General features: G+C 73.2%; 7 protein-coding genes and 1 tRNA gene. All 8 read right to left on the reverse strand.

The genetic code is table 11. From position 1 onward, the window contains the following. Positions 1-91: 91 nt before the first annotated feature. Positions 92-165, reverse strand: a tRNA-Thr gene (locus tag POF43_RS09520). A 414-nt stretch (positions 166-579) separates the two neighbouring features. Then, a complete protein-coding gene (locus POF43_RS09525) occupies positions 580-2181 on the reverse strand; it encodes an alpha/beta hydrolase (RefSeq protein ID WP_271325600.1) in 1602 nt (533 codons plus the stop codon). Positions 2182-2444: 263 nt separating this feature from the next. Next, on the reverse strand, positions 2445-3581 hold the full coding sequence (locus POF43_RS09530) for an alpha/beta hydrolase (RefSeq protein ID WP_282704500.1): 1137 nt from the start codon (positions 3579-3581) through the stop codon (positions 2445-2447). Between the two features lie 395 nt (positions 3582-3976). Next, positions 3977-5215, reverse strand: coding sequence for a DNA polymerase III subunit delta' (locus POF43_RS09535; protein WP_271323933.1), 1239 nt, complete (start codon positions 5213-5215; stop codon positions 3977-3979). 307 nt (positions 5216-5522) lie between these two features. Then, a complete protein-coding gene (tmk, locus tag POF43_RS09540; RefSeq protein WP_271323934.1) occupies positions 5523-9107 on the reverse strand; it encodes a dTMP kinase in 3585 nt (1194 codons plus the stop codon). Between the two features lie 356 nt (positions 9108-9463). Then, the gene (gene topA, locus POF43_RS09545; RefSeq protein ID WP_271323935.1) at positions 9464-12304 is read right to left on the reverse strand and encodes a type I DNA topoisomerase; all 2841 of its coding nucleotides are present in this window, start codon (positions 12302-12304) and stop codon (positions 9464-9466) included. 181 nt (positions 12305-12485) lie between these two features. Further along, positions 12486-14027, reverse strand: a complete 1542-nt coding sequence (locus tag POF43_RS09550) for a DUF7059 domain-containing protein (protein ID WP_282704501.1) — start codon at positions 14025-14027, stop codon at positions 12486-12488. 504 nt (positions 14028-14531) lie between these two features. Further along, on the reverse strand, positions 14532-15104 hold the full coding sequence (locus POF43_RS09555; protein WP_271318807.1) for a small secreted protein: 573 nt from the start codon (positions 15102-15104) through the stop codon (positions 14532-14534). Between the last annotated feature and the right edge of the window lie 161 nt (positions 15105-15265).

The raw sequence follows: 15265 nt of genomic DNA on the forward strand, positions 1-15265 counted from the left end.
ACATCCTCACGGCGTCCCGGCCGTGCGACGCGTCATGCCCCGAGCAACAGAAAACCCCAGGTCACGGGCTATGTGACCTGGGGATTCGCGGAGCCGCCTAAGGGAATCGAACCCTTGACCTACGCATTACGAGTGCGTCGCTCTGTCCGACTGAGCTAAGGCGGCGGGCTGCCGGGGCTGGCCGGGGCCAGGGGCAACGGGAGTAAGTCTACACAGGCCGAGGGGGTGGTCCGCACCGGTGTTTCGGGTTCCGCCGACGCGGACCGGGGCGGGGCCGGAGCGTCGTTTCCCGGCATCACGTCACGCTCCGCAGGTGGACGCCAGCACCCGCTTCAGCTCCTCCGGAGGGACCCGGGCACCGTCAGCACGCTCCCCCTCCGGCGGGACCCGGCACCGTCATCACACTCCCTCGCCGGAGGCACCCCCACCGTCGACCGCTCCTCCCCGGAGCCGCCCCCGCCGCCAGCATCCTCCGCCAGAGGCACCCCCGGCACGAACATCGCACTCCCCCACCGGAGGCACCCGCACCCCCGACCGTTCCCCGCCGGAGGCACCCCCGCTTCCCAGAGGCGCACGCGGCTACGAGCAGCGGAGACCCTTCTTCGGGGGTTTGCCCTGGAGGAGGTACGTGTTGACGGCGGTGTCGACGCAGTCGTCCCCGTTGGCGTACACCGTGTGGCCGTCGCCGTTGTAGGTGACCAGGGTGGCCGACTGGAGCTGGCTCGCGAGGGACTGGGCCCAGGCGTACGGGGTGGCGGGGTCGCGGGTGGTGCCGATGACGACGATGGGGGCGGCGCCCTTGGCGGGGATGCGTTCCGCGCGGCCGGTGGGCTTCACCGGCCAGTCGGCGCAGCTGAGGCTCATCCAGGCGAAGTCGGTGCCGAAGTGCGGGGACGCCTTGCGGAACGCGGGGAGCGCGGCCTCGACCTGGGCCGGGGAGTTCGCGGCGGCGGGGAGGTCGAGGCAGTTGACGGCGGCGTTGGCGGCCATCAGGTTGGAGTACGAACCCTTGGCGTTGCGTTCGTAGTACTGGTCGGACAGTGCGAGGAGCTGGGAGCCGTCGCCATGGTTGGCGGCGGTGAGGGCCTGGCGCAGGACCGGCCAGAGCTCCTTGGAGTACATGGCCTCCAGCAGGCCGGTGGTGCCGAGCTGTTCGCCGAGCTTGCGGCTCTGGCCGGTCGGCAGCGGATGCGCGTCGAGCCCGTTGAGAAACTTCGTCACGTAACTGCCCGCGGCGGACGTGGTCCTCCCCATCGGGCAGCCGCTCTGCTGGACGCAGTCCTTGGCGAAAGCCTGGAAAGCGGTCTCGAAGCCGTGCGCCTGGGCCTCGCCCATCTTCAGCGAACTGAGCGACGGGTCCATCGCGCCGTCGAGCACCATCCGTCCCACACGGCTGGGGAACAGGCCGGCGTACGTCGCGCCGAGGAACGTACCGTAGGACTTGCCGACGTAATAGAGCTTCTTGTCGCCGAGCAGCGCACGCAGGACATCCATGTCGCGGGCGGAGTCGACCGTGCTGACGTGGCCGAGGAGCTTTTTGGAGCGGCTCTCGCAGCCCTGGCCGAACGCCTTGTCGGCGCTGACGACGTCCTTGATCTGCGCCGCACTGTCCGGCGTGTTGTCGACCTGGGCGAACTTGTCCATCTGTGCGTTGGACAGGCAGGTGACCGGGGCGCTGCGGGCGACGCCGCGCGGGTCGACGGCCACCATGTCGTAACGGGCGCGCACCGGCGCCGGGAAGCTGACGCCCGCGTAGTGCAGGTAGTCGATCGCCGAGCCGCCGGGACCGCCGGGGTTGACCAGCAGGGAGCCGATCCGCGCGCCAGGGCCGGTGGCCTTCTTGCGGGAGACCGCCAGCTTCAGGTCGTCGGCGGCCACCGGGTGCGCGTAGTCGAGCGGCACGCGCATCGTCGCGCACTCGAAGCCGCTGTCGCAGCCGTGCCACGAGAGCTTCTGGCCGTAATACGACTGAAGGGCCGACGGTACGTCGGCGGACAGCGGCGCCAGCGTGGCGTCGGCGCCCGGCACGGCGGACCCCGGCGTACCGGCCGGGCCCGAGGCGGCCGACGGGGAACTGGCGGCTGCGCTGCGTCCCGTACCGCTCGCGGAACATCCCGAGAGCGTCAGGCCGGCCACCACGAGTACGGTCGAGGTGGTCCGGAGCAGTCGAACGGTGTCCATGGGTGCCTGAGTCCTCCCGTCGGGTCCAGCGAGCGTATCCGGACAGAGGCACGGTCTGCCCGTTCGGAACACCCCTTACCGGCGATTTCCCGCCATACTCCGAATGATCCTGTTTTGGGCCGGTGCTTTTCGGTCCCTCGCCCCCTTGTCCCGTGCTTCCTTGTCCCTGGCCTTCTGGTCCCATATCCCTGGGTTTCGGGCCTTCTGGCCCCCCGTTCCCGGGTTTCGGGCCCTCTGGTCCCGGGCGGTCCGGTTAGGTCCGGTTACGGGGCGGACGAGGGCCTGAGGGGCGAACGAAGCCTGGCGCGCGGGAGCGCGGTTGACGACGAGGCCGGGGGCCGTCTGCCGGCAGCCCCCACCGGGGTCCGCGCCCGGCCGCCCGGCGCCGCGAGTTCCTCGGTGAAGTACTGGGCGGCGAGGGCGAGTTCGTGCCGCCGCTGTCCGCCGCCGAGCGGGCGCTCGCCGAGCACGCCGTCGACCAGCCGGGCCCGAAGGCCCAAGCGGAGCAACGCCGTTCGCAGCCGCACCGCGGACGCCCGCTGCGGGCCCTCCAGACCGCCCGCGGCCAGCATCAGGTTCGGGAACGGTTCGGGCGCCGCGGACGGCACCGGCACTGCGCCGCCGTCGTAGGTACCGGCCACGCCCACGTAGGCACCGAAACGTTCCGGATGCGCCAACGCGGCCCGGATCGCGCAGGGAGCCAGCGCGCCGACCCCCAGCACGCCGCGCGCGGCCGGGCCGGGGACCGTGCGGTAGTACCGGGCGGCGAGCGCCGCGGCGTCCGAGGGGTCGGCGGCGCAGTCGCGCGGCAGCACGACGACGAAGGGGTCCGACCGGCCGGCCGCGACGTGCCGTGCGAACGCCGGGAACAACTGCTCGCTGTTCGGCGCGACGTCCGGCAGATACGCCACCACCAGCGGAAACGTCCGGTGGATGGCGGACGGATACGTGTACTGCGGCGGCAGCCAGACCCGCGTACCGTCGGCGAACCGCTGCAACGTGCCGCCGGCCGGCTCGGCCACGGTGCGCGGCGGACCGCCGGGGGTGGCGGAGGGGTGGGGACGCGGGCGAGGGTGCGGGCGGTTATCCGGACGGGGACGCGGGCGGGAGTCGGAACGCGGGCGGCCGGGCGGCGGCGCCGGGGCGCCCTTGGCCACGATGACGGATGGGGAGTGACCCATTTCGCTCGAAAGAGTGACGGTGAGGACGAGGCCGGTGACCAGGACGGCAGCGGAGGCGGCGGCCCGCAGCAGGGCGGGACGGTAGTCCTCCGGGAGTTCGTACGCACGGCCCGCCCGCTGCCCCCGCCAGCGGGCGGTGGCCCCACGGGCGAGCGGCACCGCGACGGCCGACGAGACGGCCAGCGGGATCACGCTGAGGACGACGGAGGACGTTGACACCGGTACGCACCACCCTGAGAACAGCCGCGGACGCCGCCGCCCACCGCGACCCCTCCGGTGTGCAAGCCGTGCCCACGGGTACCGGCCCGCAACCCGACGCGGCCAAGGATCACCCGGAAGCACCAGCCACGGCCGCGTCAACACGCGTACGAGGCGACGCACCGTCAGCGGACAGCAGCACGCGCTCCCACACCGCCGGCTGTCCCACCTCTGGGCTGTAGATCGCACCGCCAGACACCCCACCCTGGAGCCGCACACCGCACCGTCAACCACGCCGGCACCGCCACGCACCGCCAGCCACGCCAGCCCCAAAGCCCCCGCACCCCCAGCCACCTCACCTCACCCCACCCCAGCCCAGGCCAAAGCCCCGCACCGCCAGCCCCGCGCAGCGGCCCCTACCCCGCTCGCAGCGCCATCGTCATCGCCTCGACCGCCAGCAGCGGTGCGACGTTGGTGTCGAGGGCCTCGCGGCAGGCCAGGATCGCCTCTATGCGGCGCAGGGTGTTCTCCGGGCGGGCGGTGGCGGCCTGGCGGTGGACGGCGTCGTGGTGGTCGGCGTTGGCGATGCGGGCGTCGGAGTCGAACTGGACGGCGAGCACGTCGCGGTAGAAGCCGACCAGGTCGGTGAGCGCGAGGTCGAGCGTGTCGCGCTGGGTGCGGGTGGAGCGGCGTTTCTGCCGGTCGGCCAGGTCCTTCATGACGCCCGCCGTGCCGCGCGGCATACGGCTGCCGGCACCGGCTGCGGCGCCGAGGGCCGCGCGCATCTCCTCGGTCTCCTTGGTGTCGACCTCCTCGGCGACCTGTTTGGCGTCCTCGGTGGCGGAGTCGACCAGGCTCTGCGCCGCCTTCAGGCAGCCGCCGATGTCGTCGAACTGCTGCGGCAGCCGCAGCACGGCGGCGCGGCGCTCCCGGGCGCGTTCGTCGGTGGCGAGTCTGCGGGCGCGGCCGATGTGGCCCCGGGTGGCCCGGGCGACGGACGCGGCGAGGTCGGGGGCGATGCCGTCGCGCCGCATCAGGGCGTCGGCCACCGCGTCCACCGGTGGCGTGCGCAGCGTCAGCAGCCGGCAGCGGGAGCGGATGGTCGGCAGCGCGTCCTCGACGGAGGGGGCGCACAGCAGCCAGACGGTGCGGGGCGCGGGCTCCTCGACCGCCTTCAGCAGGACGTTGCCGGCGCCTTCGGTGAGGCGGTCAGCGTCCTCCAGGACGATGATCTGCCAGCGACCGCCGGCCGGGGACATCGCGGAACGCCGTACCAGGTCACGGGTGTCCTTGACGCCGATGGACAACTGGTCGGTGGCGACCACCTCGACGTCGGCGTGGGTGCCGACCAGGGCGGTGTGGCAGCCGTCGCAGAACCCGCAGCCGGGCGCGCCGCCGAGCGCGCGGTCCGGGCTGACGCACTGAAGGGCCGCCGCGAACGCGCGGGCCGCCTCGGCACGTCCGGAGCCGGGCGGCCCGGTGAACAGCCAGGCGTGGGTCATCTTCGACGCGTTCAACGCGTTCGCCGTCGCGGTGTTCGCCGCCGCGTCCGCCCCGGCTGCGGTCGCCGTCACCAGCGCGTCGGCGTCCCGCGCGGCGGACAGCAACTGCTCGATGACCGGATTCTGTCCGATCAGGTCGTCCCAGACCGTCATGCCGCACCCCTTTCGCGGGTCTCCCGCTGTTCAGCCCTGTTCAACCCTGTTCAGCCCTGTCCAACGCCCGGTCCAACGCCCGGTCCAACGCGCCGCGACCGCCGGGGTTCCGCACGCCGCCACCGCGCCCGGAACCCGCCCGGGCGTAGCCGCACGCGCAGCCCCGAGGCCGTGCCGCTCCCGCCGACAGCGCCCGGACACGTCCCGGCGTCGCCGACGGCACCATCATCGACCACCCCACTGACAACGGGCCCCGGCGCCGAGGCGACGGGGCCCGCTTCACGTGCGGACGGGTCCGGGGACCCGGTCAGCGGCGGCGCCTGCGGCCTCCGCCGCCCTTGCCGGGGTCGGTGTCGTCCCGGTTGTCGCGGTCGTAGGGCTCGTAGTCGTCGAGGGAGTGGTGCGGGCCGAGCAGTTCGTCGGCGAGGGACGGCAGGTCGTCCAGCGGGGTCTCCTCGGCCCAGCTGGGCCGCGGCCGCTTGCGCGGGGTACCGGACGAGTCCGCGTCGGCGATCTGCGGCAGCTCGCGCGTGCGGTCGTCGACGGGTGCGTCCGGGCCGGTGGCGGACACCGAGCCGTAGCCGTAGCCGGCGCCGGCGGTGTGGCCCTCCTCGTCGCGGAACAGCCAGGACGGCACCCGGTCGGCCGGCGCGTCGTCGTGGGCGGCGGGCGTGCCGTCCTCGGTGATCCGGGGCATCACGGTGGTGCGCTCGGCGTCGTGCGGCTGTACCCGCGGATCGGCCGCCGGAACGCGCGGCATGACGGTGGTCTTCTCGGCGTCCGACGGCTGGGGGACCTCGACGGTCCGGGTGTTGTCGGACGGCGCCTGCGGGACCTGCGGCGTCTGCACGGTCATCGTGCTGTCCGGCCGCGGCGTCTCCAGCGTTCGCGTGACGTCGTCGTGGCGGCGCGGGACGGCGTCGGTCGGTTCGCCCGGCGTCTGCGGCTGGGGGGTCTCGATGGTGCGGGTCTCGGCGTTGCCCGGGACCGGCGGAACCACGTTGATGGTCGTCGTGGCGTCGTCGAACCGGCCGGTGGAGGCGTTTCGTGACGTATTACCGGGTGATTCCGGCGTGTCCGTGGTGTCGGGCACCGCGTCCGACGGCGTGTCGGACGGAGAGTCCGCCGCGGGACCGGCATCGGTACGTGTACCGGGTTCGGCGGCCGGGCGGGATTCCTCGCGGCCGCGTTCGGCGCGCAGCAGGGCTTCCTCCGACTTGCGCTGCTTGTCCAGCCGGACCGCCTGGGCCTCGGCGCGCAGCCGGTCCTGCTCGGCCTTCTGGCGGCGCAGGCGTTCCTGCTCCTCGGCGCGGGCGGCCTGTTCGGCGTCGCGGCGGGCGCGTTCGTCCGCCGCGAGGCGGCGGGCCTCGTCGGCGCGGGCGGCGTCGGCGGCCTCCTGGCGCAGGCGGCCCTCCTCGGCCAGCCGGCGCTGCTCCTCGGCACGGGCGGCCTCCGCGGCGTCGCGGCGGGCCCGCTCCTCCGCGGCGAGGCGCTGTTCCTCCTCGGCACGCAGGCGGGCTTCCTCGGCGCGCTGGCGGGCCTGCTCGGCCTGCTGTTCGGCCTGCCGTTCGGCCTCCTCGCGCTCCCGCTGCTCCTCGGCGAGGCGGCGCTGCTCCTGCTCCTCGGCGCGCAGCCGGGCCAGCTGCTCCTGGCGTTCCTGCTCCAGGCGTTCGGCCTCGGCCTTGGCGGCGGCCTCCTCCTCGGCGCGCTTGCGGATCTCCTCGGCGGCACGGCGCTCGGCCTCGGCGCGGGCCTCGATCTCCTGCTCCGACAGCGGCAGCACCTGGTCGAGCCGGTGCCGGGCGAGCCGGGTGACCGTCTCCGGTTCCTGGGCGGCGTCCAGCACGAGGTAGCGCGAGGGGTCGGCGGCGGCCAGCGTCAGGAAGCCGCGGCGGACGCGGTCGTGGAACTCGGCGGGCTCGGACTCCAGGCGGTCGGGCGCCTCGGTGAAGCGCTCGCGGGCGGCGTCCGGCGCGATGTCCAGCAGCACGGTGAGGTGCGGAACGAGGCCGCCGGTGGCCCAGCGGGAGATCCGGGCGATCTCGGTGGGCGCCAGGTCGCGGCCGGCGCCCTGGTAGGCGACGGAGGAGTCGATGTAGCGGTCGGTGATGACGATGGCGCCGCGTTCCAGGGCCGGGCGCACGACGCTGTCGACGTGCTCGGCGCGGTCGGCCGCGTACAGCAGGGCCTCGGCGCGGTCGGAGATACCGGTGCTGGAGACGTCCAGCAGGATGGACCGCAGGCGCTTGCCGAGCGCGGTGGCGCCGGGTTCGCGGGTGACGACGACCTCGTGGCCCTTGGCGCGGATCCACTCCGCCAGCGCCTCCGCCTGGGTGGACTTGCCGGCGCCGTCACCGCCTTCGACGGCGAGGAAGAAGCCGGTCGCGGCGGGCCCGACCGCCGGTTCGCCGCCGCGCAGGGCCTCGCGCAGGTCGCGGCGGATCGGGACGCCCTGCCGGTCGTCGAGCTTGCCGATCACCAGCGCGGCGACCGGCAGCAGCAGCGCGCCGACCAGCATCAGGGTGAACGCGGCGCCGCCGTGGCTGAAGGTGAACGAGCCGTTGACCACCCGGTGCGGGCCGATGGCGGCGGCGACCAGGGGGCCGGCCACCGCGGCGACGGCCAGCGCGAGGCGTACGACGGCGTGCAGGTGGGCGGTGGTGCGCCCCCTGCGGGCCTCCTCGGCCTCCTGGTCGATCAGCACGTGACCGGTGTTGGCGGCCACCCCGGCCGCGTAGCCGGCCAGCAACGACAGCAGCAGCACCGTGGTGGGGTCGGGCACCAGGCCCGTGAGCAGCAGCGCGATGCCGGACACCGCGATCGCCAGGCCCATCAGGCGGCGGCGCGACAGGCCGGGCAGCAGGCTTCCGGCGGTGCGGATGCCCCAGACCGTGCCGCCGGTCAGCGCCAGCACCAGCAGGCCGAAGGCGGTCGGGCCGCCGCCGAGGGCGGTGGCGTGCAGGACGGCGACCGAGGTGGCGGCGGCGATCGCGCCGGCCACCGCGGCGCAGGCGAGCACCAGCGTGGGCAGCGCGTTCGTCCGGCCGCTCTCGGCGCCGGCCGGGCCCTTGGGGCGGCGCAGGCCCTCCAGCGGCGAGCGCGGCCGGGGGGTGACGACGTCGGGCAGTTCGATGAAGTACAGGACCGCCACGCAGGCGGCGAACAGGCCGGCGGCGACGTAGGAGACCATCGCGACCTGGTGGGCGGCGAACCAGACCGACCACACGCCCAGCAGGCTGTTGAGCAGCGCGGCGGCGACCAGCCCGGCGGCGGCGACCGGCAGCGCGACGAATCCGGTGCGCAGGTCGAGGCGGCGCAGCGCTTCGAGGTGGTCGGGGCCGGGGCGCACGCCGGTGGCGGTCTGGGCGGGCAGCAGCGCGGGGGCGGCGCCGTCCTTGGCGATCGTCCACAGCCGTTCGGCCAGGCCGGTGACGAAGACGGTGACGAACAGCCACGTCAGCGCGTTGCCCGGCAGCCAGTCGATCCACAGCGGCGCGACGACGAACAGCGCGAGCCGTGCGGCGTCCGAGCCGATCATCGTCCAGCGCCGGTCCAGCACGCCCTGTGGCGAGGTCAGGGTGGACAGCGGCCCGAGCAGCACGGCGCCGAACAGGACGGCGGCCAGCAGCCGCAGCCCGAAGACGATCGCGATCGCGAAGCCGATGCCGCGGAAACCTCCGCCCAGCACCTGTTCGGAGGCGGCCGCCTGGGCGGTCAGCGCCAGCAGGGCCAGCAGCCCGAGGCGGTCACCGACCGCTCCGGTGGCGTGCGCGGTCCACAGTTTGCGCAAGGTGGGGACGCGCAGAAGGGCGGAGACGGCACGCTCGCGGGAGTCGGCGGCGAGTGCGGTGGTGAAGTCGTCGGGCTGGCCCGGCTGCTCGGCACGCGTCATCCTGCCAGCCTAACCGGCAAGGGCCTTCTCATTCGCCCACGCCGAACACCCGGACGATCCGGATACCTGACCGTGACCTGACGGTCAAGTAGAAAACCGTGCGGAGTACCGGCGGAATACCGCCAAATCGCCGTCCGCACGGGGTCCGGAACCCTGTCCGGACAGGGTTCCGGACCCCGTGCGCACGCGCTCCGCGGGCCGTCGGCAGGCTGTCGGCGCGTCGTCCGCAGGCCGTCCATGAGCCGTCGGTGAGCCGTCCACGAGCCGTCGGCGCGCCCGAGGAAACGGTCCTTCAGGGGGCACCCACGCAGTTGGGGCGCCCCCGTCCGGTTTCCGGGGTCAGCGGTCGTGCGTGGCTACTCGGACGGCTTGGACGCCGTCGTCTTCTTGGCGGCGGTCTTCTTCGCCGTCGCGGTCGTGGCGGTCTTCTTGGCGGCCGTCTTCTTGGCCGCGGTCTTCGCCGGGGCCTTCTTGGCGGGCGCCTTCTTCGCGGGGGCCTTCTTGGCGGTCTTCTTCACCGGCGCCTTGGCGCGCTTGTCCGCCAGGAGTTCGTAGCCGCGCTCGGGCGTGATGGTCTCCACGTCGTCGTCGCGGCGCAGCGTGGCGTTGGTCTCGCCGTCCGTGACGTACGGCCCGAACCGGCCGTCCTTGACCACCACCGGCTTCTCGCTGACCGGGTCGGTGCCCAGTTCCTTCAGCGGGGGCTTGGCGGCGGCGCGGCCACGCTGCTTGGGCTGCGCGTAGATCGCCAGCGCCTCCTCCAGCGTGATGGTGAACAGCTGCTCCTCCGACCCGATCGAACGCGAGTCGGCGCCCTTCTTCAGGTACGGGCCGTACCGGCCGTTCTGCGCGGTGATCTCGTCACCGGACTCCGGGTCGGCGCCGACGACACGCGGGAGCGACATCAGCTTGAGGGCGTCCTCCAGCGTCACCGTGTCGAGCGTCATCGACTTCAGGAGCGACGCGGTGCGCGGCTTGACGGCGTTCTTCCCGGTCTTGGGCGTGTCGTCGGGGAGGATCTCGGTGACGTACGGGCCGTACCGGCCGTCCTTGGCGACGATCTGACGGCCGGTCGCCGGGTCGACGCCCAGCTCGAAGTCGCCGCTGGGCTTGTCCAGCAGTTCCCTGGCCAGCTCGACGGTCAACTCGTCCGGCGGCAGTTCGTCGGGGACGTCGGCGCGGCGGGAGGTCTCCTCGCCCTCGACGGTCTGCTCGACGTACGGGCCGTAACGGCCGACGCGCAGCACGATGCCGTCGGCGACCGGGAAGGAGGACACCTCACGGGCGTCGATCGCGCCGAGGTCGGTGACGAGCTCCTTCAGGCCGCCGAGGTGGTCGCCGTCGCCGTTGCCGGCCTCGGCGGCGCCGCCGGTGACCGCGGCGGGCACGGCGCCCCGGGTCTCGCCGAAGTAGAACCGGCGCAGCCACGGCACGGACTGCGCCTCACCGCGGGCGATCCGGTCGAGGTCGTCCTCCATGCGGGCGGTGAAGTCGTAGTCGACCAGCCGGCCGAAGTGCTTCTCCAGCAGGCCGACGACCGCGAAGCTCAGGAAGGACGGGACGAGCGCGGTGCCCTTCTTGAAGACGTACCCGCGGTCGAGGATGGTGCCGAGGATCGCCGCGTACGTGGACGGGCGGCCGATCTCGCGCTCCTCCAGCTCCTTGACCAGCGACGCCTCGGTGTAGCGGGCGGGCGGCTTGGTGGCGTGGCCGTCGGCGTCGATCTCGTCCGCGGTCAGCGCGTCGCCCTCGGTGACCTGCGGCAGCCGCCGCTCGCGGTCGTCCAGCTCGGCGTTGGGGTCGTCGGCGCCCTCGACGTAGGCCTTCATGAAGCCGTGGAACGTGATGATCTTGCCGGACGCGGAGAACTCCGCCTCCCGCCCGTCGGCGGCGCGGCCGGCCACCTTGACGGTGACGGACTGCCCGACCGCGTCCTTCATCTGCGAGGCGACGGTACGCATCCAGATCAGCTCGTACAGGCGGAACTGGTCGCCGGTCAGGCGGGTCTCGGCCGGGGTGCGGAAGCGGTCGCCGGACGGGCGGATCGCCTCGTGCGCCTCCTGGGCGTTCTTGACCTTGCCGGTGTACGTACGCGGCTTGTCCGGCAGGTAGTCGGCGCCGTACAGCTGGGTGACCTGGGCGCGGGCCGCCTTGATCGCGGTCTCCGACAACGTGGTGGAGTCCGTACGCATGTACGTGATGAAGCCGTTTTCGTACAGCTTCTGCGCGACCTGCATGGTGGCCTTGGCGCCGAAGCCCAGCTTGCGGGACGCCTCCTGCTGGAGGGTCGTCGTACGGAACGGCGCGTAGGGCGAACGACGGTACGGCTTGGACTCGACGGAACGCACCGCGAAGGTGCTGTCGGCCAGCGCGGCGGCCAGCGCCCGGGCGGCGGACTCGTCGAGGTGGAGCACCGGCGCGCCGTCCTTGAGCCGGCCGGTCGAGCCGAAGTCGCGGCCCTGGGCGATGCGGCGGCCGTCGACCGAGGTCAGCCGGGCGGCGAAGGTGCCGGGGTCGACGGCGTCACCGGCGCGGCCGGTGGCGAAGGTGCCGGTCAGGTCCCAGTACTCGGCCGAGGTGAACGCGATGCGCTCGCGCTCCCGCTCGACGACCAGCCGGGTGGCGACCGACTGCACGCGGCCCGCCGACAGCTTCGGCATGACCTTCTTCCACAGCACCGGGGAGACCTCGTAGCCGTAGAGCCGGTCGAGGATGCGGCGGGTCTCCTGGGCGTCGACCAGGCGCTGGTTCAGCTCGCGGGGGTTGCGCACCGCGGCCTGGATGGCGTCCTTGGTGATCTCGTGGAAGACCATCCGGCGCACCGGGACCTTGGGCTTGAGGACCTCCTGCAGGTGCCAGGCGATCGCCTCGCCCTCGCGGTCCTCATCGGTGGCGAGCAGGAGTTCGTCGGCGCCGACCAGCAGGTCCTTGAGCTTCTTGACCTGGCTCTTCTTGTCGCTGTTGACGACGTAGACCGGCTGGAAGTCGTGTTCGACGTCCACCCCGAGGCGGCGCACCTCACCCGTGTACTTCTCCGGCACCTCGGCGGCGCCGTTCGGCAGGTCACGGATGTGTCCGACGCTGGCCTCGACCACGTACCCGGGGCCGAGGTAGCTCTTGATCGTCTTCGCCTTGGCGGGCGACTCGACGATAACGAGGCGGTGGCCGCCCTGAGCGGCGTCGGTGGTCGGGGACAACTTCTGCTCTTCTCTCCGGGTCGAAAGGGTGACGCTGCGGAGTGTGACCGTAACCCAGCCCCCCGTGTCAAACGGGAAAAGTCCGCAACGCCACTCGAACGGTAACCCGACTTACGGTCCGCCCGCCCCATGAACCGGCCGGTACGCCCCACACGCCCCCGGAGCCGCCCCGGCGGACGGATCAGTCGAGCGGTACCAGGAAACCCTGCTCGACCAGGGAGCGGATGGACGCCGGGGTGCGGTCGCGCAGGACCACCGGGTCCTGCCCGAGAAGCTGGGCGATGGCGTCCACGATCCGGCCCGCGGTGAGCGATCCGTCACACACTCCGGCGAATCCGGCGCCGACCGTGTCGACGGCGGTGGCCCGGCGCATGCCGCGGTGGGCGCGCAGCACCACGTGCTCGGGGTCCTCGGTGCCCGGCAGCCCGATCTGCTCCTGCACGACCTCCTCGGCCAGCCGGAAACGGCAGGCCAGCAGCGCGGCGTCGTCGTGCCGGCGCAGGAAGTCCTGCTGGGCGAACCACTGCTCGATCTCCGGGCCCAGCGGCTGTTCCACCGCATGCGGCCACTCCTCGGCGGTCACCGACGGCACGTCCGCGCCGGTCTTCCGCACGGTGATCCAGCCGAATCCGACGCCCTTGACCTTGCGGCGTTCGAACTCCGCCAGCCAGTGGTCGTACCGCGCGGCGTAACTCGCCGGGTCGGTGCGGTGGTCCCCGCCGTCGCGCAGCCACAGCTCGGCGTAGGCGGCCGGGTCCTGCACCTCGCGCTGCACGATCCACGCGTCGCAGCCGGCCGGCAGCCAGGACCGCACCCGCTCGCGCCAGTCCTCGCCCTCGACGTGCTCCCAGTTGGCCAGCAGCTGGCAGTAGCCGCCCTCGTTCAGATGATCGGCGGATCGTCCGACGAGCGTGCGACACAGGTCGTCGCCGGCCATACCGCCGTCGCGGTAGACGAACCGCTCACCCGGTGAGATGACGAACGGCGGATTCGACACGATCAGGTCGAACCGCTCCTCCCCCACCGGTTCGTACAGGCTGCCCTGCCGCAGGTCGGCGGCCGGCACGCCGGACAGCGCGAGCGTCAGCTCGGCGAACCGCAGGGCGCGCGGGTTGACGTCGGTGGCGGTGACCCGGCTCGCCCGGCCGGCCGCGTGCAGCGCCTGGACGCCGGAACCGGTTCCCAGGTCCAGCACGTCGCGTACCGGAGTACGGACGGTCAGGCCGGCCAGCGTGGTGGACGCACCGCCGACCCCGAGCACCAACTGCGAGCGGTCGGGCGCGCCGTCCCGGTCACCGGTACCGGCGCCGATCCCGCCGGCACCGCCGACCGCGCAGCCGAGGTCGGAGACGATCCACCAGTTCTCGCCCTCGTCACCGGCGTACGGCCGCACGTCGACCGTGGCCTCGACCCCGCCGTCGGCCGCCTCCCGCACCCAGCCGCCGTCAACGACGTCCTGGAGCGGCAACGCGGCGGCCGCGGCCCGCCTCGGCACGGAACGCTGAAGCAGGAACAGCCGCACCAGCGTCTCCAGCACCCCGTCCCCGCGGGTGGCCCGCAGCGCCGGCACCGTCTCACTGCGCGACAGCGCGGCATACGCCGTCGCCCCCAGCAGCTCCAGGCATCCGTCTGCGGTGAAGTCGGCCGCCAGCAGCGCGTCACGAAGCCGCGCGGTACGGGTGGACTCGGGCACGGGGAGGGTCTGGGCACTCACGGGGCCCATTGTCCCGGATCGCGGGAGGGAGGGGTGACGGGTTGCGGGGGTGGGGGTTCTTCTGGCGGTGGGGGGGCTCTTTGGCGGTGCGGGGGTGGGGCTTCTGGCGGTGGGGGGCTTTCTGGCGGTGCGGGGGTCTTTGGCGGTGCGGGGCGAAGGCCGGTGCGGGCTGGGGCGTGGGGTGACTGGGGGGAGGCGTGCTGCGCGCGGGCGTGGGGTGGCTGGCGCGGGGGTCTGGCTTGGGCGCGTCAGACCTGCGTGGTGGCGGGGCCGCCGGTGAGTCGGCAGGCGCCGGGCATACGGGCATACGGGCATACGGGCATACGGGCATACGGGCATACGGGCATACGGGCATACGGGCATACGGGCATACGGGCAGCGTCGGAGACGTACATCCCGCTGTACATCCGCCGCCGCGGCCGTACGTCCGCGGTACGTCCGCCGTCGCCCTACGTCCGCCACGCAGCGAACGCGTCCGCCCGGCGGCGGGCCCGCCATCCGCCGCCGGAGGGGTTACGCCGGGCCGGCGGACGCGGAGGCGCTGGCGGAGGCCTTGCGGCAGCCGGGCTGTCCGGCCATCGCCTTGCCAATGTCGCCGGCCTGGAGCTTGGTCAGCGCGTCGCCGCTGCTCTGGCTGAGCGGGACGAGCTGGTCGGAGACGGTCTTCAGGCCGTCGGCGAACTTTCCCTGGTCGGAGGCGTCGAGCCCCTGGACCGTCTTCTGGAGCTTGGAGTACGAGGAGGCGATGCCGGTGAGCTGGGTGACCGCGTTCTTCCGGAGCGTCGCGCCCTTGTCGACCGGGGGCGCCCCCGCGTCCTGGATCGCCTTGGCGAGCGTCTGGTAGGCCCCGGCGATCTGCCCGAAGGCGGCCGAGTCGGTCTGCTGGACCTGCGCGGGGCTGTTCCCGGCCGCGGAGACCGAGGCGATGGCGCTGGTGGCCCGCTGAATGGTGGCCTGCTGCGGCTGCACCTGGTCGCAGACCTTCTTCGCGTACGCGTTGACCTGATCGTCCGAGTCGCTGCACCCCGCGACCGCGAGCGTCGCGATCGCGGCGCAGCACAGACCGGCCGAGAGTTTCTTGATCACCGGGCGATTCCTTCCGTGGGTGGTTCCGGACGGGGAACATACACGGCGAAAGGGGGTCGGGCCACGAGTTGATCGGATGGTACGACCGGGATTGTCGCGTTATGCCCCAGCCAGGTCGGCCGCGCCAGCAAGTACCGGCGCCAGCACCCTGACGCACCGCC

The sequence above is a fragment of the Streptantibioticus silvisoli genome, assembly GCF_027947535.2.
Taxonomy (GTDB): Bacteria; Actinomycetota; Actinomycetes; order Streptomycetales; family Streptomycetaceae; genus Streptantibioticus_C; species Streptantibioticus_C silvisoli.